The sequence below is a fragment of the Amycolatopsis sp. GM8 genome (assembly GCF_021653975.1).
Lineage (GTDB): Bacteria > Actinomycetota > Actinomycetes > Mycobacteriales > Pseudonocardiaceae > Amycolatopsis_E.
In genome coordinates, this window is record NZ_JAJKFK010000004.1 from 438385 (window position 1) to 459402 (window position 21018).

The window sequence follows — 21018 nt, forward strand, 5'->3', positions numbered from 1 at the left end:
GAGGCGAATGTCCTTTGTGTCCCGTGGTTTCACCGGCCGCCGCAGATCCGGGCCGCCTGGGCGGCTGCCACCCGGCCAGTACGACGCCGGCAAGGCGTTCCCCGTGCTGTCGGCGGGCCCGGTGCCGCGCCGGCACCTGGACGCCTGGGACTTCGCGGTCCGCGGCGAGATCGACGATCCCCTTTCCTGGACGTGGCCGCAGTTCCAGCGGCTGCCGCACGTCGATGTCACGGTCGACATCCACTGCGTGACCGGCTGGTCGAAGTTCGACACCCGCTGGTCGGGGGTCAGCGTCGACACCGTGCTCGGCGAGGTCGAGACGGCCGCCGAGTACGTCGTGGCGTTCTGCGACGGCGGGTACACCACGAACCTGCCGCTGGAGGACGTGCTCGACGGCAAGGCGTGGGTCGTCGACACCTACGACGGAGAGCCACTCGCGCCCGAGCACGGCGGCCCCGCGCGGCTGCTGGTACCGCACCTGTACTTCTGGAAGTCGGCGAAGTGGGTGCGGGGGCTGCGGCTGAGCCTCACCGACGAGCCCGGGTTCTGGGAGAACTTCGGGTACCACAACTACGGCGACCCGTGGCAGAACCAGCGCTACGCCGGCGACTGAGGAGAATCCCGTGACCACAGACGACCGCCGGCTCGACGGGAACGCGCTCGCCGGGCCGCTGTCCGAGCTGTTCGCGCTCGACCTCGCGGCGGCGACGATCACCTGCGCGCACTGCGGCGCCAGCGGCCCGCTCGGCGCCCACCACCTGTACTCGGACGCGCCCGCACACGTCGTGCGCTGTCCCACTTGCACGGGCGTCGTGCTGCGCTTCGCGTCGGACAGCCGCGGGCTCCGGTTCGAGATGACCGGAACCCGCTTGCTGACCGTCGCTACGTGACCAGTTTCGCGTACACGATGATGTTGTCGAGGTAGTTCCGGTCCGCCGCGTCGAACGCGCCGCCGCAGGTGATGAGGCGCAGCTCCGGGTCGGCGGTGTTGCCATAGACCGCGTCGGTGGGGAATTCCTTTTTGGCCACCTGGTCGACCTTCGTCACCGTGAACGTCAGCGTGCCGCCGTTCGCCTGCCCGACCTGGACCTGGTCGCCGGTCTTCATCTCGTGCAGCCGCCAGAAGATGCCCTTCTGGCGGTTGCCGTCGATGTGCCCGAGGATCACCGCCGGCCCGGCCTGGCCCGGTGGCGGGCTGTACTGGTACCAGCCGGCCTGCAGTGGCTGGTCGACCGGCGGCACCTGGACGGTCCGGTCCGCGTTGAGACCGAGCGGCACCAGACTCGAGCGGGCGCCGATGCTGGGCAGGTTCACCCAGGTTGGCGCCGCCACCGGCGGGGTGGCCGGCGGCGGCGCCGGTGTGAGCGGCGCGGCCGGGGCCGCCGCATCCGCTCCGCACCCGGCGAGCAGCGCTGTCGCGAAGATCGCGAACAGCACCGCCGCCCAGCGCCGGAAACCGTTGCGCCGCATCACTTTTCGATGAGCGTCGCGAGGCTGCCGTCGCCGGTCTGCGGGGCTCCGGCCGGGACGATGCTCACCTGGCCGAGGCCGGCTGCCGTCGCGTTCGGCGAGGCCGGGGTCGACGGCGCGTCCGGTGTGCCCGGCGCGTCCGGCGGGGTGGTGGCCTTGCCGCAGGTCGCGGACGCGAGCACGATGTCACCGCTGCCGAGCGCGCCGGTGAGCTGACCGCCGAGGAGCTTGATGTGCAGCGCGTTCACGGTGAGGCTGCCGTCGTCGTGGTGGATCTGTTCGTTGACGATCACCTGCACGATGCCGGGCAGGCCCAGCGCGGTGTTCGGCGCGGCCGCGACGGGCACCGTGCCGAGCTGGCCGAGGTCGAGCCCCACGACCTGCGAGCTGCCGGTGACGCCGCTCGCCGTCGAGGCGCACTTCGCGGCGATCACGCTCGCGCTGGGGGTGCCGCCGGTGAGCCCGGCGAGTACCGGCAGCGTCGCGTCGACGATCGACGCGTTCGCCTCGACCTGCCCGGTCGAGGTGGCGTGCTCGGCCGCGCTGGTGATGGCCCTGGCGGTGACCAGACCGCGCAGCGGCACGTCGGCGACCGACGCGCTCGCCGGGCCGGCGGTGCTGGACGCGGCGAGGGTGCCGGTGTCCACGGTCAGGCCGCCCTGGCCGAGCACGCCGGGCAGCAGCGACACCTGGGCCGACGCACCGTAGGCGGACCCCTCACCGGGCGCGGTGGCCGCGGTGGCCGGGGTGAGCGCGCCGGCGAGCAGCGCGCCGGCCGCGAGGCCGAGCACACCGGAAGAGCGCAGCACTGTAACCCGCATGAAAACATCCCTTCGAAGCTTGGAAAACGCTGCCCGCGCAAGCGAAACCGGTCCCCCGACACGGTGTGCTGCACCAACGGAAGCAGCGGGCGTCAGGGAAGCTACCAAGCGCGGGCGCGCCGCCCAAACGCTGCCGATTTCGGTTGTGCGCCAACGAATGTTCTGAGTAGCGAGCGCCTACCCGGGCCTCACCCGGTCGTGTGAAACACGGTCAGGCGCGTCCCGGGGTGGCCGTGACGGACCGTATCGGTTCGGGGGATTCATCGCGGGTTTGCGCACAGACCCCACCTGGAGAGGTGATCGTTCAGTCGGCGCGCCGAAAACACGCTCCGCGACCTGGCGGCTACCGCTGCAAGCGGATTTACCCGAGTTCGCGCGCCATGCGGAGTCCTTCGGTATGCACGAAGCCGTTACGGCGATACAGGCTCTCCGCGTGGCGGTTGTGGTCGAACACCCGCAACACGATCCGGCGCGCGCTTTGGTCCTCCGCCCAGCGTGCGACCGCGGCGATCAGCGCGTCGCCGACGCCGCGGCCGCGAGCGGCGGGCGCGACCCACATCGAGATCAGCTCGACCGTGCGTTCGGTGTCCAGGGCAGTACCGCTGACCATGCCCACCGGGGTATCTCCGATCTCGGCGAGCGCGTTGAACGGAACATCGATCAGCCGCTGCCGCCAGCGTGGCTCGTCCTCGTGGACCCAGTCGGCCAGCTTCGCGCCGAACGCGCCGGGCGCCTCACGCAGCGCGGCCAGCCTCAGTTCGCGCCACGCCGGCCAGTCGTCGGCCGCAAGCACGCGCAGCCTGATCATGCGGGTTCCCATGAAAGAAGCCTCGGCTTGCCGTTCGGGATTCGGCAAACCGAGGCGGTCAGAGGGTCGGCGCGGCGGTCGCCTCTCGGCGAAAGGCACGAACGCGGCTCCAGCCGGACTGGTGTTCCGCGACGGCAACAGGGATGAGGCCCGGGGGACACGGACCGCACCGACCTCTCCTCTCAACCGCCCGCCCCGGTGGTCTATTCCTTCGACAGCTGGTCCACCCAGTCCGGCAGCGGGACCGAGCGCCAGTCGTGCACGTACAGCACGTGGCGGTGCCCGTCCGGGGTGTGCTCCTGCCCCGGCACGGGCCGGAAGTCGACGTAGCTGATCAGCGGCTGCCAGAACTCCGGGTCCGGCCACACCGTGTAGCTGAGCTTCAGGCCCCGCGCGCGCACCAAGTCGGCCAGCAGGTTTTCGAGGATCATGTCCATCGCCGGGGACGGGCGCCGTGGCGCGGCGGGATCGATGCGGAACCGCATGAGGCTCAGGTATTCGCCCTCGGCCAGGCCGCCGTTCTGCTGGCAGTGCGCCCATGCCGCCGCGAGCATCGGGTCGGCAGCGCACTCGGCGGGCCGCACGGTCTCGAACTCCAGCAGGGCCATGAACGCCCGGGGCTGCCCGGTGTCCGCCCGGCGGTAGACCCGGATGTTCTGCGGCTGGTGGCCGAGCCAGAACTCGACCAGGCGCGCGGTCTCCTTTCCTTCCGCCTCGTGCGCCATCGAGACCAGTGCCGCCCGGTCCTCGGGCCGGTAGGTGTCCTCGTACAGCCACCCGTCGGACCTGAACGTCAGGTAGCGCCGCTGCCCGTTGTCCATGCTGCAGATGTACTCCAGGGCGTCGCCGACGGCGAACGGGTCGGCACCGCCGCGGACCTCGGCCACGAGATACCGCAGGATGCGCCGGTGCATGTCCCGGTTCTCCGCCGAACCGGTCTGGCCGGCGTCCAGCGCCTCGCGGACCGCCTCGTGCGGGTATAGCCCCCGCCGGTTGGACCGGACGAAAGGTAAGCCGCGCAACCATTCGTACACCGCGTCGGCGTCGTCGTCCGGCAGCGCGGCGCGCACGAGCCCGCGGGTGACGGTCCGGACGCGCCGGAACATGCTGAGGGCGAGCCGGTACGCGGGTGCGGGCACCTCGCCGGTGAGCGTCTCCACCAGGTCGCCCGCGATGTCGCCGGTGGGGCGCCAGTCCCGGTCGCGCACCGCCAGTTCGGACGCGAACGTGAGGGCCAGCGGATGCCCGCCCGCCGCGGCGAACACAGTCGGCCGGACCTCGCCGGGGACGCCGCGCGCGTCCAGCAGCGCGTCCGCGTCCGGGAACGGGAGCTCGCCGAGCGCCATCGTGCGCAGGAGCGGGAAGAACCAGCCCGGATCGGACCGCCACTGCGGGTCGAGCGGCCGCCGCCCGGCGATGACGATGAGCGCGCGCTCGGGCAACCGGGGCAGGAACCTGGTGCGCAGCCACGTTTCCAGGCCCTGGCAGCCCTCGAACCCGTCCACCAGCAGCAACACCCGGTCCTGATCCAGCGCGGCCTCGGCTTCGGCCTCGAACGCGGCCGGGCGGGCGCTGATGCCATGCCCGTCCACCTCGACGACCGGCCGCCCGTCGGCCCTGGCCTCCTCGGCGAACCGGCGCAGCAACGCGGTCTTCCCGATCCCAGCCGGACCGTGCACGTACAGCATCACGGGGGCGGCCGGGCCGCCGGCGAGCGCCTGCCGGAAGGTCACCAGCTCCGCGACGCGTCCGACAAGCGTTTTCTCGCGCACGCTGAGGGTGTCCGGCATGAGCGCCAGCATAAGCATCGCCAGGACCCCGGCTGCGGGAACAAATACCGTCAGCACGGAAGGTTGGGCCGCTCGGGCGCCGCCCGGTGCCCTTTCGTTCCGGCGCCGGGTCGCGCCGAAAATGGCGGCGGCTCGCGACGCTGCCCGGCCGGTTACAGTGCTGATCATGCGCTTCGGACTGTTCGTGCCGCAGGGTTGGCGGCTGGACCTCACCGGGATCGAGCCGGTGGATCATTGGGACGCGATGCTCGGGGTCGCCAGGATCGCCGAGGACGGGCCGTTCGAGTCCGTCTGGGTCTACGACCACTTCCACACCAGGCCGGTGCCCACCGATGAGGCCACCCACGAGGCGTGGGCCCTCATGGCGGCGCTGGCCGCGTCGACGAGCCGGGTGCGGCTCGGCCAGATGTGCACCTGCATGGCGTACCGGAACCCGGCCTATCTCGCGAAGTTCGCCGCCACCACGGACATCGTGTCGGGTGGCCGGGTGGAGATGGGTATCGGGGCCGGCTGGTACGAGCACGAGTGGCGGGCCTACGGCTACGGGTTCCCGTCCGCGGGTGAGCGGATCGGGCGGCTCGACGAGGGTGTGCAGATCATGCGGCAGCTGTGGACGGAGGGGAAGGCCACCTTCGACGGGCGGTACTACCAGGTCGACGGCGCCATCTCGCGCCCGCTTCCCTTGCAGGACGGTGGGATTCCACTGTGGATCGCCGGTGGCGGAGAGAAGAAGACGCTGCGGATCGCGGCACGGTACGCGAACTACACCAACTTCTCGGGTGAGCCGGCCGAGTTCGCGCACAAGTCCGAGGTCCTCGCCGCGCACTGCGCGGATGTCGGCACGGACTTCGGCGCGATCGTCCGCTCGTCGAACTACAACGTCGTCATCGGCGAGACGGAGAACGACGTGCGGGACCGGCTCGCATGGATCCGCTCGCACTACGAACCGCACGTGCCGGCCGACGTGCTCGAGTCGTCGTACCAGAACTTCGCGAGCGGGCCGCTCGTCGGGACCCCGGAGCAGATCGTGGAGCGGCTCACGGAGCTGCGGGGCCTCGGCCTGTCCTATGTGATCTCGTACTTCGCGGAGGCGGCCTATGACAGGTCCGGTATCGACCTGTTCGCCCGGAAGGTGATCCCGGAGCTCGCGGACTGAGCCCTGTCGTGGCGCGGGAGCGGGGTCGTGCCAGGATGGCCCGTGGGCTGGAGGAGAAAGGGCTTTCCGGTGCGGAGCAAGGTAATCTGGTGCGCACTCGCCGTGGTGGGTTTGACCGCCTGTTCGACGCCGGTGTCCGGTCATCCGCACGGTGCGACCTCGCCGTCCGGCTCGAACACCACCCCCGGCTCGGCGATCACCGTCGGTACCATGCGCGTCACGCTGCTGGACGGCATGCGCTACACCCAGACCGGGTCGTCGGGCGCCCTCGACGGTTGTGTGTCGGCGACCTCGATCCCGTGCGCCGCGCAGATGCTGGACCTGCGATCCGCTTCGGCCGGTGGCCAGTTCAACACCCCCAGCACGGCGCGGCAATACGGCTGGTACACCGGCACCGACGTGCCCCCGTGCATCACGCCGATTGCCACCCCCGGCGCCCCCGCGACCGGCAGCACGGTGGTCGAACACGGCTTCGCCCCGATCGGCGCCAAGAAGGCCGAATACGGACGCTTCCAAGTCACCTGCACCGACCCGGCACAGGACAGCCAGGTCCGCATGTGGTGGCTCCCCACCAGCAAAATCCTCGTCGTCGAGTACGCGAGCACCCCGGCATTGGACGGTCAGGTAGACCAGGTACTGGCGAGCGCCACGTTCGGTTAAGGCGACGGCAGCAGCAGCGGCGCGACAGCGCAGCAGTGCGCCGAGTTGGGTGGTCATCCCGTCGCCTGACACAGGAACGATCACTTTTCGTCAGGGCCGCAACATCCGTACCCGGCGTGCAGCCGATAGACCAAAGCTTGCGGCCCTGAGGAAAAGTGATACTCGAAACCGCAGGCGACGGGATGACCACCCAACTCAACCACCTCGAAAAGGTGAGATCCCCTGGGCCCCTCATCCCGGAGCCAGCCCGCCGGCGAGGCATCTTTTGATCTTTGTCTTTGAACCCTGCGGCAAGCGCCCTACCGGACCCACGGGAACCGGGCGCAAAGCGCCCTCGACCCAGCGTTAGCCCTCCCCCGCCCCGATCTTTTAGTGTTCGCGGGAAGCGGGGTGGGGGAGGGAGTGGGCGGTGGCGGTGCTGGGTTTTGTTGCTGGGCGGCGGTTTTTTGGTGGTGCTAGCCCTCGTTGACTACGATCACGTGTAGTTTTCTGGGGCCGTGTACGCCTTCTACTCGGTTCAGCTCGATGTCGCTTGTGGCGCTGGGGCCGCTGATCCAGGTCTGCGGGCGCGCTGGGTCCAACCGTGCCACTGCTTGCGCTACCCCGCCGACGATCTGGTTTTCCCACAGTACGCACACGTGCACGTCCGGCACTAGGCTCAATGCCCGCCTGCCCTGGCCTGGGCCGTGGTCGAGCACGATGGTGCCGGTGGTAGCGATGCCCAGCGCAGCCGTGGTGACGACGGCATCGTAGGAGTCTAGGTCATCCGCATCGGGCACACCATCGAGTTCCACCGGAAACCCTTGTGGGACAAGTATCTTCGAGGCCGAACCGAGCGCCGCGCGAATGGTCGAGACCAAATCGTCCGGCGTGCAACGCGCGAACGAGGCACGGTAGTCGACGACGCGTTCCTCGAAGAGTGCCACGATGTCCCCCGACGCATGGGCAGACCGGTAATCGCGCGGGACGTCGAGCTCTGAGCGATCCGCATCGCGCAGGGCGACCCGGACGGCGGACAGGATCTCGTCACGGGCGCTCACGGCCGGCCTCCCTTGCGCCACCACGCACGGAACGATTCCGCAGGCGGCGCCGGGACATCCCGGGCGTTCGTCCACAGTGAACCCGGCCACGGCAAACGACCCAACGCACGACGGCCACCGGGCAGGACGCGGCGGCCCACCCGGTCCAGGACCTTCGACGCCACACCGAGACCGCGTTCGGCGAACCCGAGACGCCGCGCGTCGGACAGCACCCACGACGCGGACTTCATCGCCACCGCTTCGGCCTTCGGCGGGCCTTCCCGGTGCGCGTCGACGACCTTCGTGCGCAGGTGTACCAGGACCTCGGGGATGTCGATCCGCACCGGGCACGCGTCGAAGCACGCCCCGCACAGGCTGGACGCGTACGGCAGCGAGTCGGTCTGTTCGTCCACGCCGACGCCCTTGAGCAGCGGGTTCAGGATCGCGCCGATCGGCCCCGGGTACACCGAACCGTAAGCGTGGCCGCCGGTGCGCTCGTAGACCGGGCAGACGTTCAGGCAAGCCGAGCACCGGATGCACCGCAATGCCTGCCGTCCCACGTCGTCGGCGAGCGCGCGGGTGCGGCCGTTGTCCAGCAGCACCACATGCATCTCTTGCGGCCCGTCGCCGGGCGCGATACCCGTCCAGGTGGAGGTGTAGGGGTTCATCCGCTCCCCCGTGCTCGACCGCGGCAGCAGCTGCAGGAACACGTCGAGATCGGCGAACGTGGGCACGACCTTTTCGATACCCACCACGGAAACGAGGACTTCCGGCAGGGTCAGGCACATCCGCCCGTTGCCTTCGGACTCGACCACGACGAGCGTGCCGCTCTCGGCGACCGCGAAGTTCGCGCCCGACACGGCCATTTTCGCGCGCAGGAACTTCTCGCGCAGGTGCAGCCGGGCGGCAGCCGCGAGTTCGGCCGGTTCGTCGGACAGGTTCTCCGGTGCGGGCCGACCCGCCGCGGCCATGCGGCGCCGGAAGATCTCCCGGATCTCCGCGCGATTGCGGTGGATCGCGGGAACCAGAATGTGGCTCGGCAGGTCGTCGCCGAGCTGCACGATCAACTCGGCGAGGTCCGTCTCCCACGCGACGATGCCCTGCGCGGCGAGCGCCTCGTTGAGCCCGATCTCCTGCGTCACCATCGACTTGACCTTGACGATCTCGTCGACCCCGTGCGTCTGCGCGATCCGGGCGACGACGTCACAGGCTTCGCGCGCGTCCCGCGCCCAGTGCACGGTCACGCCACGCGCCTGCAACGACTCCTCGAGCTGCAGCAGGTATTCGTCGAGATGCAGTAGCGTGTTGTCCTTGATCGCCGCGCCGGCCAGGCGCAGTTCCTCCCACTCGTCGACCTCGCCGACGACCGCGGCCCGCTTCGCGCGGATGGTGTGGGTGGCGTGTTCGAGGTTGCGGCGTAGCTGCGAATCGGCCAGCGCCTCCCGCGCCGCGACGGGAAAGGCAGGCATGCCCACGAAAGTCGCGCTCACGCGTCCTCCTCGGTCGAGGCCAACACGTCGGCCAGATGCATCACGCGGACTCCGGTGCGTTCCCGTGACAGCATGCCGCCGATGTGCAGCAGGCACGAGTTGTCGCCCGCCACGAGCACTTCGGCGCCGGTCGCGCGGACGTGCCGGGCCTTGTCCGCGCCAATCGCTGTCGAGGTCTCCGCGTTCTTCACGGCGAACGTCCCGCCGAAACCACAGCATTCCTCCGCGGCGGGCAGTTCGATCAGATCCAGCCCCCGCACCGCGCGCAGCAACCGCAACGGCTTCTCCCCCACCCGCAGCATGCGCAGCGAGTGGCACGTCGGGTGATAGGTCACGCGGTGCGGAAAGTAGGCGCCCACATCGCTCACGCCGAGCACGTCCACGAGGAACTCGCTCAGCTCGTACACCCGCGGCCCCGCCTCGGCGAGCCGCTCGTCCCCGGCGCGGCGCGCGACGATCGCGTGCTGGTGCCGCGCCGAGCCCGCGCACGAACCGGACGGGGTGACGATCGCGTCGTAGCCGGCGAAGGCGTCGACGAACGTCCGCACCACCGGCACGGCTTCGTCGAGGTAACCGGTGTTGACCATCGGCTGCGCGCAGCAGGTCTGGGCCTCCGGGAAGTCCGCGTCCACCCCGAGCCGCCGCAGCAACCGGAACACCGACTTCCCGGTATCCGGGAACATCGAGTCGTTGATGCAGGTGACCATGACGGCGACCTTCATGCCACATCCCTCGCGTCGCTCAACCGCGCCTCCGCGGCGGCCCAGTCGCCGCCGCTAGGACGGTACCTCCGCAGCGGCTGGGTGCGCCGGACGAGGGCACGCATCGCGGCCAGGTCCGGAAGGTCCGCGCCGAGCGCGCGGGCCTGCACGAGCACGTTGCCGAGCGCGGCCGCCTCCACCGGGCCGGCGAGCACCGGCACGTCGCACGCATCGGCAGTCAGCTGGCACAGCAGTTCGTTGCGGGCGCCGCCGCCGACCACGTGCACGACGTCAACCGTCCGCCCCGCCACCTCCGCGGCCTGCCGCACCGTGCGGCGGTAGGCGAGCGCGAGACTGTCCACAATGCATCGAACGATCTCCGCCCGGCTCTCGGGCGGTCGTTGCCCGGACGCCTCACACGCCCGCCTGATCCGCGCGGGCATGTCGCCGGGCGGGAGGAATTCGGGCGCGTCGATGTCCACGACGGCGGCGAGCGGTGGGGCGTCGGCGGCCTCTTTCAGCAGCGAGGCCAAGTCGCCGGTGGCCCAGGTGCGCAGTGTTTCGGTGAGTACCCACAGGCCCATCACGTTGCGCAGGAAGCGAATCGTGCCGTCGACGCCGCCCTCGTTGGTGAAGTTCGCGGCCCGCGCGGCGTCGCCCAGTTCCGGCTCGTCGAGTTCGAGGCCGACGAGCGACCAGGTGCCGGACGAGATGTACGCGAAGTTCGCGCCCGGCTCGGCCGGGACCGCGACCACGGCCGACGCCGTGTCGTGCGAGCCGACCGCGATCACCGGCACCTCGGGCAGACCGAGATCAGGTCTCACCGTGCCGAGCACCGAGCCCGGATCCCGCAGCGGCGGTAGCAGGCGTGGCGGGATGCCGGCCCGTTCGGCGAGCCCGGTCGCCCAGGCGCGGGAGCGGACGTCGTAGAGCTGGGTGGTCGAGGCGTTGGTGCGCTCGCCGCCGACACTCCCGGTGAGCCAGTAGCCGAGCAGGTCCGGGATCAGCAGCATCGTCCCGGCCGCCGCCAGTCTGTCCACTTCGGACACGAGCTGGTACAGCGTGTTGAACGGCAGCTGCTGCAACCCGGTGAAGTCGTACAGCTCGCGCTCGGGGACCTTTTCGACCACTCGCGCCAGCACCCCGTCGGTGCGGGAATCGCGGTAGTGCACCGGGTTTCCCAGCAACCTGCCCGCCGGATCGAGCAGACCGTAGTCGACGGCCCACGAGTCGATGCCGATCCCCTCGATCGGCCCGGCTTCGGCGATCCCGGCGAGCATCTCGCGGTAGATACCGAGGATGTCCCAGTACAGCGTCCCGCCCGCGCGCACGCCGCCGTTCGGGAAGCGCCGGATCTCTTCCAGCGCCAGCTGATCCGCGCCCACGGACCCGGCCATCACGCGCCCGCTGGTGGCGCCGAGGTCGACCGCCGCCAGCCGTATCACACCTTCACCAGCTCGAGCCCCAGCAGGTCGGCCACCGCGGTCAGCTCGGCCACCCGGTGGCCGGTGCCGAGCGCCCAGTGGTGGTCGACGCCGGTGGCCGACCACTCGTCCGTCCATTCGCCCGGGTCGCGGCCGAAGTCGACGCGGGACGTGGTGTTCCCGATCTGCAGCAACGGTCCCGGCACGACCTCACCCTCGGACGCGACGAGGATGAACGTCCCGTCGCGCAGCTGGCCGAGCCCGCACAGTGTCACCGGCCCGTGCTGGACGTCGAACTCGACCGAGACGCCCCAGCCGCGCTTGCCGTGGTACACGCCGAGCCCGCGCAACAACGGTTTCCGCGCGCTGATCGCGAGATGCGCGGGCCCGTCGTGGCCCATCTCGACGACGTTGTCGCGGAAGTTCAGGGCCTGCAACTCCGTGAACGAGCCGCCCGCGCCGAGCCGGTCCAGGACGAGCATGGCGAGCGACGCGCGCAGTTCGTACTCACCGACCGTCGGAATACCACGCGCGGTCAGCAAAGAAGCGCCGAGGATGAACCCGGCGCCGACCCGCTCGTGCGTCTCACCGTCGAGGCCGCGGTGGTAGTAGGCCAGCGAGTCGAGCGCGAAGTCCGCGACGAGCCGGTCCAGCGCGACGGAAACCTTGGCGCCCCAGGCGAAATCCTCGTCCGCCACGGATGAGTCCACAGTGAACACTTCCCGGGCGAGGGTCATCCTGTCCTTGGTTTCGGCGTCGGTGACCTTCTCCACCCGCACGCGCAGGTCGTCGATCTCCAGGATCTCGACCTGCCCGCCGAGCTGCGCGGACACCAGCGTCGGGTCGGTCGAGACGTCCATCATGCCCGGGTAGAGGTGTCCCAGCAGACCGTGGCGGCCGTGCCGGAACGCCGCCCGCACCCCGGCGGCCTTGATCCAGCGCCCGATCCTCACCCAGGCCCGCTCGTCCTCCAGGTAGCCGGAGACCGAGCGGAAGTCCACACCGAGGCGGCGGAACGTGTTCGCCATATCCGGCAGCGGGCAGGCACCGCAGTAGGCGAGCCAGGCGCCGGTGTCGAACGTGGCGTGATCCATCGCCTCGGTGGGTTGCAGGTTGATCAGCAGCACGGGCGAGCCGCTGCGCTGCGCGATCGGCGCGAGCATGCTGGACGTGAGGTACGTCGTGAGGAACCCGATGATCAGATCGCAGTCCGCGACGCGCAGTTTCTCCGCTGCCGCGGCGCCTTCGCGCTCGTCGGAGACGAACCCGGTGTCCACCACCTCACAGTCCATTGCAGACAGTCGCTCGGCGACCCGCGTGGCCGACGCCCGCAACTGCGGCAGCAGCTCCGGGAACTGCGGCCAGTACGCGCCGAGGCCACCGGCGACGAGCCCGACGCGTGTGCGGCGCGGGGTGATGCGGTCGAAGGTCACAGTTCCCTCCTCAGCGAAGGAAAGCGGCAGCAACACCGGCGTCGACGGGCACGTGCAGGCCGGTGGTGTGGGTTAGGTCGCCGGCGGTGAGCGCGAACACGGCGGCGGCGACGTGCTCGGGCAGCACCTCGCGCTTGAGGATCGTGCGCTTCGCGTAGAACGCGCCCAGATCCTCCTCCTGCACACCGTAGACAGCGGCGCGCTGAGCGCCCCAGCCCCCGGCGAAGATCCCCGAGCCGCGCACCACGCCGTCCGGATTGACGCCGTTGACGCGGATCCCGTGCTCGCCCAGCTCGGCGGCGAGCAGCCGGACCTGGTGCGCCTGGTCGGCCTTCGCGGCGCCGTACGCGACGTTGTTGGGGCCCGCGAACACCGAGTTCTTCGAGGAGATGTAGACGATGTCGCCGCCCACGCCCTGCGCGATCATCGCCTTGGCCGCGGCCTGCGAGACCAGGAACGAGCCCTTGGCCATCACGTCGTGCTGCAGGTCCCAGTCCTTCTCGGTGGTCTCCAGCAGCGGTTTCGAGATCGACAGGCCCGCGTTGTTGACCACCAGGTCGATCCCGCCGAACGCGAGCACGGTCGCGTCCACCGCGGCGGCCACTTCCGCGACGTCGGTGACGTTGGCGGCCACCGCGACGGCTTTGTCTTTGCTGCCAATGCCTTCCGCGGCCTCGGTGGCCGCGTCGGCGTTGAGGTCGGCGATGGCGACACAGGCGCCTTCAGCCGCGAGCCGCTGCGCGATGGCCTTGCCGATGCCCGACCCGGCGCCGGTGACGAGCGCGATCCGCCCTGCCAGGGGCTTGGGCTTCGGCATCCGCTTGAGCTTCGCCTCTTCCAGCGCCCAGTACTCGATGCGGAACTTCTCGCTCTCCGGGATCGGCGCGTAGGCCGACACCGCCTCGGCGCCGCGCATCACGTTGATCGCGTTGACGTAGAACTCGCCCGCGACGCGCGCGGTCTGCTTGTCCTTGCCGTAGGAGAACATGCCGACGCCGGGCACGAGCACGATCGCCGGGTCGGCGCCGCGCATCGCGGGGCTGTCCGGGGTCGCGTGCCGCTGGTAGTAGGCGGCGTACTCCTCCCGGTACTCGGCGTGCAGCTCCTTCAGCCGCGCGATCGCGTCCTCGATCGGGGCGGTGGCCGGGAGATCGAGCACGAGCGGACGGACCTTGGTGCGCAGGAAGTGATCCGGGCAGGACGTGCCGAGCGCCGCCAGCGGCGCGAGCTTCTCACGGGCGAGGAAGTCGAGCACGACGTCGCTGTCCGTGTAGTGCCCGACCTGGCGCTGGTCGGTCGACGCGAGACCGCGGATGACCGGCGCGAGTGCCGCGGCCCGCGTGTGGCGATCCTTTTCGGACAGTGCCTCGAACCCGGGCACGATGGCGCCGAACGGTTCGGCCTTGCCGCGTCCGGCGAGGAACTGCTCCGCGGTGCGGATGATGTCGAGCGAATTCCGCTGACATTCCTCGGAAGTGGCACCCCACGCGGTGATGCCGTGGCCGCCGAGGATGACGCCGATCGCCTGCGGGTTGGCGTCCTTCACCGCGGCGATGTCCAGGCCCAGCTGGAACCCGGGACGACGCCAGTCGACCCACGCGACGCGGTCGCCGAAGCACTCCTTGGTCAGTGCCGCCCCATCGGCCGCGGTCGCGAGCGCGATCCCGGAGTCGGGGTGCAGGTGATCGACATGCGGGGCGTCGACGAGGCCGTGCATGGCGGTGTCGATGGACGGGACCGCGCCGCCGCGGCCGTGCAGGCAGTAGTCGAACGCGGCGACCATCTCGTCCTCGCGCTCGACGCCCGGGTACACGTCGACGAGCGCGCGCAGCCGGTCCAGCCGTAGCACGGCGAGGCCGGCCTCGGTGAGCGTGCCGAGGTCACCGCCGGATCCCTTGACCCACAACAGTTCCGTGGGCTTCGCGGTGACCGGGTCTACTGTGGACCCCTTGGCGGAGGTGTTTCCCCCGGCGTAGTTGGTGTTGCGCGGATCGGCGCCGAGCGTGTTGCTGCGGGCGACGAGTTCTTCGGGCACGGTCATGATTTCTAGGCTCCCCATCCGGCCTGCCGGCCACCGGCCCGCTCTGCCTCGATCCGCTCCTGGTAACCGCTGCGCTGGTAGGCCCCGACCGGGTCCGGGTCGAGACCCGCGTCGGCGCGGACCTCGGCCAGGATCGGCCGGACATCGGTGTTGTAGGCGTCCATCAGGACCGCGTTCGCGCCCAGCACATCACCGGCGGCCTGGGCCGCGCGCAGGGCGTCGCGGTCCACCAGCAGGGCCTTGGCGGTGGCCTCCTGCACGTTCATCACCGAGCGGATGATCGCCGGGATCTTCTTTTCGATGTTGTGGCACTGGTCGAGCATGAAATTGATGCCGTACGACGGGTCGAGCGCGTCACCGCGGACGATCTCGTACATGATCCGGAACAGCTGGAACGGGTCCGCCGCGCCGGCCATCAGGTCGTCGTCGGCGTAGAAGCGCGAGTTGAAGTCGAAGGCGCCGAGCTTCCCGGCGCGCAGCAGGAACGCGACGATGAACTCGATGTTCGTGCCCGGCGCGTGGTGGCCGGTGTCGATGCACACCGTCGCTTGTGGACCCAGCTCGAGGCAGTGCGCGTAGGAGGTGCCCCAGTCCGGGATGTCGGTGGCGTAGAACGCGGGCTCGAACAGCTTGTACTCCAGGAGCATCCGCTGGTGCTCGCCGAGCCGGTCGTAGGTCTCGCGCAACGCCTCGGCCATCCGGTCCTGGCGGTCGCGCAGGTCGTCCTGGCCGGGATAGTTGATCCCGTCGGCGAACCACAGCTTCAGATCGCGCGAACCCGTGGTGTCCATGATGGAGATCGCTTCGAGCAGGTGGTCGGTGGCCTTGCGCCGGATGCCGGGGTCGGGATTGGTGACCGAGCCGAGTTTGTAGTCCTCGTCCTGGAACACGTTCGTGTTGATCGCGCCGATCCGGACCCCGAGGTCCCTGGCGTGTCTGGTGAGCGCGCCGAAGTCGTCGACGCGGTCCCACGGGATGTGCAGGGCGACGCTCGGCGCCACGCCGGTGAACCGGTGCACCGTCGCCGCGTCCGCGATCTTCTCCTCCGGCGTGCGCGGCACACCCGGCTGTCCGAACACCTTGAACCTGGTGCCGGAGTTGGCATATCCCCACGACGGGGTCTCGATCCGCTGCGCCCGCAGGGCTTTCTTCACGGCCGTCAAGTCGGTCAACACGATCACTTTCCTTCTTCGAGGTGGAAGACCTCTTCGAGCACCAGGAACCCTTCGTCGGGGCCGCGTCCGTCCAGGCCGGTGAAGAACTCCGCCATCTCCGCCTGCCAGCGTGCGTTGACACCGGTCCGCGCCATGGCCGCCTGCGCGGCTTCGAGATCATCGGCCTCGACGTAGCCGATCAGGAGGCCGTCTTCGCGCAGGAACAACGAGTAGTTACGCCATCCGGTTTCCCGCAGGGCGTCCCGCATTTCCGGCCATACCGTGCGGTGCCGTTCGGTGTACTCCGCGATCCGGCCGGGCTTCACCTGCAGGCAGAAGCAGTACCTGTTCATCATCTGTCCTTTGTGGAGCCCGGCCGGCAGCCGCGTCAGAAGTTGTACTGGTCGATATTCTTCGCGTCGAACACGGTGGGCGGGCCGAGCACGATCTCGCCGTTCGCGCCGATCGTGTAGTCACCCAGCTTGCCGGCCTTGAACTTCTGGCCCTGGGTGCCGGTGATCTGGCCCGACGACAGGGCGACACCCGCATACGCGGCGAGATAGCCGATATCGGCCGGGTTCCAGAGCGCGAACTCCTTCGCCGTGCCGTCCTTGACGTACTCGCGCATCTGGTTCGGGGTGCCCAGACCGGTGACCGCGACCTTGCCCTGGTAGCTCGAAGAGCTGACATAACGGGCCGTCGCCGCGATGCCGACAGTGGTCGGCGAAACGATGACCTTCAGGTTCGGGAACGACTGTAGCAGGCCCTGGGCCTCCTGGAACGACTTCTGGTCGTCGTCGTTGCCGTAGGCGATCTTGTCCAGCTTCAGGCCCGCGTTCTCCGGCTTGGCCAGTTCCTGCTTCATCACGTCGATCCAGGCGTTCTGGTTGGTGGCGTTGGGCGTCGCCGACAGGATCGCGATCTCACCCGAGCCGCCGGCCAGCTCACTGGCCATCTTCACCAGCTGCTGCCCGATGCCCTCGGTGCTGGCCTGGTTGATGAACACGTCACGGCAGTCCTTCGCCGCGTCCGAGTCGAACGCCACGACCTTGATCCCGGCACTGCGCGCCTGGTTGAGCGACGGGCACACCGCGTTCGGGTCGTTCGCGGCGATGCCGATCACGTCCTGCTGCTGCTGGATCAGCGTGTTGATGTAGCTGACCTGCGACGAGGCGCTGGCGTCGTTCGGGCCGACCAGCTTGTACTCGCCCTTCAGCTCGTCCAGCGCTGCCTTGCCGCCGCTGACCTCGATATCCGAGTACGGGTTGTTCAGCTGCTTCGGCAGGAACGCCATTTTCACGCCGGACTTCGTCGGCGCGTCCGGGTTCGCCTGCGCCGTGGACTGGCCGCCACCACCCGAACTCGAAGCGTCGTTCTTCGTGGTGCCACCGCACGCGGCCAGCGTCAGCACCAGGGCCGCCGACACCGCGCCGGCGAGGAGTCGTTTGGACATGGATCCGCCCTTCTATACGGTCGCCCGGCGCCTGAAACGGGCCCGGGTTCGGGTGACGATGTTCGGCAGGAGCACCGAGATGATCAGCAGCACGCCGGTGACGATGTTGAGCGCCTCGTTCGACACGTCCTGCAGGCGCAACGCGTTCTGCAGGGTGCCCAGCAGCACGACCCCCGCGAGCACACCGGGCAGCGTGCCCTTGCCGCCGAAGATGGACACCCCGCCCAGCAGCACGGCGGCCACCACGGCGAGCTCCAGCCCGAACCCGTTGTCGGCGCGGGCACTGGAATAGCGCAGTGTCCACAGCACACCGGCCAGGCCCGCGACCGCGCCGCTGACCACGTACAGCCAGAACTTCAAGCGCCCCACCCGGATCCCCGCGAACCGGGCCGCCTGGTCGCTCGCCCCGGCGGCGAAGACCGCGCGTCCGATCGGGGTCGCGTGCAGCACCACGCCGAAGATCACCGCCAGGATCATCAGTGGGATCAGCAGGTTCGGGATCGGGCCGCCGCCGATCGTGCCGGTGACCCAGGTCGTGTAGTCACGCGGGAAATCGGCGACCGCGTTGTCGCCGAGCACGACGAACGCGAGCCCCCGGTAGAGCGCCAGCGTGCCGATCGTGACCGCGAGCGAGGGCAGTTTCAGGACTGTCACGAAGAAACCGTTCAGCGCGCCGAGCACCGCGCCCAGCACGACACACAGCGGCATGATCGACTCGATCGTCATGCCCTTGTCCCACAGGTCGCCCATCACGGCCGAGGTGAGGCCGAGCGTGCTCGCGACCGAGAGGTCGATCTCGCCGGTGACGATCACGAACGTCATCGGCAGCGCCACCAGCGCGATCGGCAGCAGATCCAGCAGCAGGAAGGTGAAGTTCCGGCTGGTGCCGAAGTTCTCCACGGTGCCCGACGCGATCACCAGCACCAGCACCGTGATCACGATGACGGCGGCGTCCCAGCTCGCCAGCCGCGACAGCCACGCGGGGCGAATCCCTTTGTCAGACATGGGAATCCCTCTTCTTCAGTGCCCTCTGGACGCGGACCGCGACGAGCCGGTCGGCGCCGATGGCGAGCAGGATCAGCGCGCCGACGATCGCCTGCTGCCAGAACTGGTTGATGTCGAGCACCGCCAGCGCGCTGCCGATCACGGTCAGCAGGAGCGCGCCGAGCCCGGCGCCCCATACGGTGCCGCTGCCGCCGAACACCGCGACCCCGCCGACCACGGCGGCCGCCACGACGTTCAGCTCGTACCCGTTGCCCGCGGCGGCGTCGATCGTGCCGAACCGGGCGGCGAACAGGACCCCGGCGAGCCCGGCGAGGCCGCCGCTGACGAGGAACGCGGCGATCGTGTTCCGGCCGACCTTGATCCCGGCGAGTTCCGCGGCCTGCGGGCTCGAGCCCATCGCGTACAGTTCGCGGCCCGCGCGGTAGTTGCGCAGCACGATCCCGGCCACCACCAGGACGATGACCGCGATCAGCACCAGCCAGGGGACGCCCGCGATCGAGTCGTGCCCGAAGGACAGGAACGAGCCCGGCAGCTTGTCCGCGTTGATCTGCTGCCCGCCGGCCCAGAAGTAGATCACCCCGCGGTAGGCGTAGAGCGTGCCGAGGGTGACCACGAGCGCCGGCACCTGGCCGAACCGCACGAGCACCCCGTTGAGCAGCCCGCACACCGCGCCCACGCCGAGCCCCGCGAGCAGTGCGACGATCACCGGCAGGCCCTGGTTGTCGCGCAGCAGCGAACCGACCGTGAACGCCGACAGGCCCAGCACCGAGCCGACGGACAGGTCGATGTTGCGGGTGATCATCACGACCGCCTGCCCGACGGCCAGCACCGCCAGGATCGCGGTGCCCAGCAGGATGTCGCGAATGCTCTGCCCGGACAGGAATCGCGAGTTCTGCGTCGCGGTGAACACGATCAGCACGACGAGCGCGAGCACGATGCCCGACTCGCGGGCCTTGAACACGGTCCCGAACACCGAACGCCCTCCCGGAGCCGTCGCCTTGCGGGGCGCGGGCGTCGCCACCTTCGTCGCGTTCACGCCGCCTGTCCCATCGCCGCGAACATCACGGAGTCTTCGGTCGCGCCGGCGCGCGGGATCTCCGCGACGATCCGGCCTTCACGCATCACCAGCACGCGGTCGGCCATGCCGAGGACCTCCGGCAGTTCGGACGACACCATCACGACCGCGACACCTTCGGCCGCGAGCGAGGACATCAGCCGGTGCACCTCGGCCTTGGTGCCGACGTCGATCCCGCGTGTCGGCTCGTCCACGATCAGCACTTTCGGCGCCATGGCGAGCCATTTCGCGAGCACGACCTTCTGCTGGTTGCCGCCCGAGAGCGTGGCGACCGGGTCGCCGAGGCGGCGGTACCTGGTGTGCAACCGCTCGGTCCACCGCCGCGCCTCGCGCCGTTCCCCCGGCCCGAACAGGAAACCGAGCTTCGCCAGGGCGCGCGAGCGCGGCAGCGTCACGTTCCGCTCGATCGACAGGTCCATCACCAGGCCCTCCTGGCGGCGGTCCTCCGGGACGAGCGCCATACCGGCGGCCATCGAGGCCCGCGGCGCGCCCGGTTTGAGGCGTTTCCCGTTGAGCTTCACGGTGCCCGCGTCCCGCTGGTCGACGCCGAACACCGCCTGCACGACCTCGGAGCGGCCGGCGCCGACGAGCCCCGCGAACGCGACGATCTCCCCTGCCCGCACGGAAAACGAGATATCGCGGAAGGCGCCTTCGCGGGTGAGACCAGCCACCTCGAGCACGACCGCGCCCGGTTCGACGTCCTGCTTGGGAAAGAGCGTGCCGAGCTCGCGGCCGACCATGCGGCGCACCATCTCGTCCACGGTGAGGCCGGCCATCGGGTCGGTGGACACGTGCCGGCCGTCGCGCATGATCGTGACGCGCTGGCAGAGCTGGGTGATCTCCTCGAAGCGGTGGGAGATGAACATGATCGCCGCGCCCGCGTCGCGCAGCGTCCGCGCGACCGAGAACAGCCGCTCGACCTCGACGAGGCTCAGCGCGGCGGTGGGCTCGTCCATGATCAGCACCCGCGCGTCCGCGGAAAGCGCTTTCGCGATCTCGACGATCTGCTGGTCGGCGATCGAGAGCCCGCGGGCGGGGCGCGACGGGTCGATCCGCACGCCCAGCCGGGCGAACAGCTGCTCGGCCTCGGCCCGGATCGCCGCCCGGTCGATCATGCCGAGGCGGCCGCGCGGATGCCGGCCCATCACGATGTTTTCGGCGACCGACAGATCCGGGAACAGCGTGGGTTCCTGGTAGATCACCGCGATCCCGGCCGCCTTCGCGTCCGCCGGCGTGGCGAACTCGACCGGTTCGCCGTCCACCAGCAGCGTTCCGCTGTCCGGGCGGTGCACACCGGCCAGCATCTTGACGATGGTCGACTTGCCCGCGCCGTTCTCCCCCACCAGGGCGTGTGCCTCGCCGGCATACAGCGGGAACGACACCCCGGCCACGGCGGCCACCGCGCCGAACGATTTCGTGACCCCGCGGACCTCCAGCAACGGCACCGAGCCCTCGTCGTGCCGCGTCATTGCGACCTCCGAATTGAAAGGTTTCACAAACCTGGCGCGGTGACGCTAC

The 21018-nt window shown here is 69.9% G+C and carries 20 protein-coding genes; 4 read left to right on the forward strand and 16 right to left on the reverse strand.

Going from position 1 to position 21018, the window contains the following annotated elements; translation table 11 throughout:
• Positions 1-7 precede the first annotated feature (7 nt).
• Together LOZ83_RS20610 and LOZ83_RS20615 are read left to right on the forward strand one after the other, a co-directional pair.
• The gene (locus LOZ83_RS20610; protein WP_236792493.1) at positions 8-613 is read left to right on the forward strand and encodes a sulfite oxidase-like oxidoreductase; all 606 of its coding nucleotides are present in this window, start codon (positions 8-10) and stop codon (positions 611-613) included.
• Positions 614-623: 10 nt separating this feature from the next.
• A complete protein-coding gene (locus LOZ83_RS20615) occupies positions 624-890 on the forward strand; it encodes a DUF6510 family protein (protein WP_236792495.1) in 267 nt (88 codons plus the stop codon).
• Here the strand turns inward: LOZ83_RS20615 and LOZ83_RS20620 are convergent.
• The 4 genes from LOZ83_RS20620 to LOZ83_RS20635 form a co-directional block, all read right to left on the reverse strand.
• Positions 883-1470: a class F sortase gene (locus tag LOZ83_RS20620; RefSeq protein ID WP_236792498.1), complete on the reverse strand. Its 588-nt coding sequence runs from the start codon at positions 1468-1470 to the stop codon at positions 883-885. The genes LOZ83_RS20615 and LOZ83_RS20620 overlap by 8 nt on opposite strands.
• Positions 1470-2291: a choice-of-anchor P family protein gene (locus tag LOZ83_RS20625; RefSeq protein ID WP_236792499.1), complete on the reverse strand. Its 822-nt coding sequence runs from the start codon at positions 2289-2291 to the stop codon at positions 1470-1472. The genes LOZ83_RS20620 and LOZ83_RS20625 overlap by 1 nt, the downstream gene beginning before the upstream one ends.
• 361 nt (positions 2292-2652) lie before the next feature.
• On the reverse strand, positions 2653-3111 hold the full coding sequence (locus LOZ83_RS20630; RefSeq protein ID WP_236792501.1) for a GNAT family N-acetyltransferase: 459 nt from the start codon (positions 3109-3111) through the stop codon (positions 2653-2655).
• Between the two features lie 191 nt (positions 3112-3302).
• Positions 3303-4889: an ATP-binding protein gene (locus tag LOZ83_RS20635; protein ID WP_236792503.1), complete on the reverse strand. Its 1587-nt coding sequence runs from the start codon at positions 4887-4889 to the stop codon at positions 3303-3305.
• Positions 4890-5055: 166 nt separating this feature from the next.
• Between LOZ83_RS20635 and LOZ83_RS20640 the strand changes: the two genes are divergently transcribed.
• Together LOZ83_RS20640 and LOZ83_RS20645 are read left to right on the forward strand one after the other, a co-directional pair.
• Positions 5056-6045, forward strand: coding sequence for an LLM class F420-dependent oxidoreductase (locus tag LOZ83_RS20640; RefSeq protein WP_236792505.1), 990 nt, complete (start codon positions 5056-5058; stop codon positions 6043-6045).
• Between the two features lie 69 nt (positions 6046-6114).
• Positions 6115-6705, forward strand: a complete 591-nt coding sequence (locus tag LOZ83_RS20645; protein WP_236792507.1) for a hypothetical protein — start codon at positions 6115-6117, stop codon at positions 6703-6705.
• 455 nt (positions 6706-7160) lie between these two features.
• On the opposite strand, the gene LOZ83_RS20650 is transcribed toward LOZ83_RS20645, so the two are convergent.
• From LOZ83_RS20650 to LOZ83_RS20705, 12 genes are read right to left on the reverse strand one after another with little or no spacing between them, the layout of a single operon-like run.
• The gene (locus tag LOZ83_RS20650) at positions 7161-7745 is read right to left on the reverse strand and encodes an LUD domain-containing protein (RefSeq protein WP_236792511.1); all 585 of its coding nucleotides are present in this window, start codon (positions 7743-7745) and stop codon (positions 7161-7163) included.
• The gene (locus LOZ83_RS20655; protein ID WP_236793503.1) at positions 7742-9193 is read right to left on the reverse strand and encodes a lactate utilization protein B; all 1452 of its coding nucleotides are present in this window, start codon (positions 9191-9193) and stop codon (positions 7742-7744) included. Before LOZ83_RS20655 ends, LOZ83_RS20650 begins: the two co-directional genes overlap by 4 nt.
• Before the next feature lie 17 nt (positions 9194-9210).
• On the reverse strand, positions 9211-9936 hold the full coding sequence (locus LOZ83_RS20660) for a (Fe-S)-binding protein (protein ID WP_236792513.1): 726 nt from the start codon (positions 9934-9936) through the stop codon (positions 9211-9213).
• Positions 9933-11351, reverse strand: a complete 1419-nt coding sequence (locus LOZ83_RS20665) for a rhamnulokinase family protein (RefSeq protein WP_236793505.1) — start codon at positions 11349-11351, stop codon at positions 9933-9935. Before LOZ83_RS20665 ends, LOZ83_RS20660 begins: the two co-directional genes overlap by 4 nt.
• A 5-nt stretch (positions 11352-11356) precedes the next feature.
• Positions 11357-12772, reverse strand: a complete 1416-nt coding sequence (locus LOZ83_RS20670; protein ID WP_236792515.1) for an L-fucose/L-arabinose isomerase family protein — start codon at positions 12770-12772, stop codon at positions 11357-11359.
• A gap of 10 nt (positions 12773-12782) precedes the next feature.
• Positions 12783-14813, reverse strand: a complete 2031-nt coding sequence (locus LOZ83_RS20675; RefSeq protein WP_236792517.1) for a bifunctional aldolase/short-chain dehydrogenase — start codon at positions 14811-14813, stop codon at positions 12783-12785.
• A 5-nt stretch (positions 14814-14818) separates the two neighbouring features.
• On the reverse strand, positions 14819-15994 hold the full coding sequence (gene rhaI, locus LOZ83_RS20680; RefSeq protein WP_236792519.1) for an L-rhamnose isomerase: 1176 nt from the start codon (positions 15992-15994) through the stop codon (positions 14819-14821).
• Positions 15991-16320, reverse strand: coding sequence for an L-rhamnose mutarotase (locus LOZ83_RS20685; RefSeq protein WP_236792521.1), 330 nt, complete (start codon positions 16318-16320; stop codon positions 15991-15993). The genes rhaI and LOZ83_RS20685 overlap by 4 nt, the downstream gene beginning before the upstream one ends.
• 35 nt (positions 16321-16355) lie before the next feature.
• Positions 16356-17420, reverse strand: coding sequence for a rhamnose ABC transporter substrate-binding protein (gene rhaS / locus LOZ83_RS20690; RefSeq protein ID WP_236792523.1), 1065 nt, complete (start codon positions 17418-17420; stop codon positions 16356-16358).
• Positions 17421-17432: 12 nt separating this feature from the next.
• Entirely contained in the window at positions 17433-18425 is a 993-nt protein-coding gene (locus LOZ83_RS20695; RefSeq protein ID WP_236792526.1) for an ABC transporter permease, read from the reverse strand.
• Positions 18418-19461: an ABC transporter permease gene (locus LOZ83_RS20700; protein ID WP_374202680.1), complete on the reverse strand. Its 1044-nt coding sequence runs from the start codon at positions 19459-19461 to the stop codon at positions 18418-18420. The genes LOZ83_RS20695 and LOZ83_RS20700 overlap by 8 nt, the downstream gene beginning before the upstream one ends.
• The gene (locus LOZ83_RS20705; protein ID WP_236792527.1) at positions 19458-20969 is read right to left on the reverse strand and encodes a sugar ABC transporter ATP-binding protein; all 1512 of its coding nucleotides are present in this window, start codon (positions 20967-20969) and stop codon (positions 19458-19460) included. The genes LOZ83_RS20700 and LOZ83_RS20705 overlap by 4 nt, the downstream gene beginning before the upstream one ends.
• Positions 20970-21018: the final 49 nt, after the last annotated feature.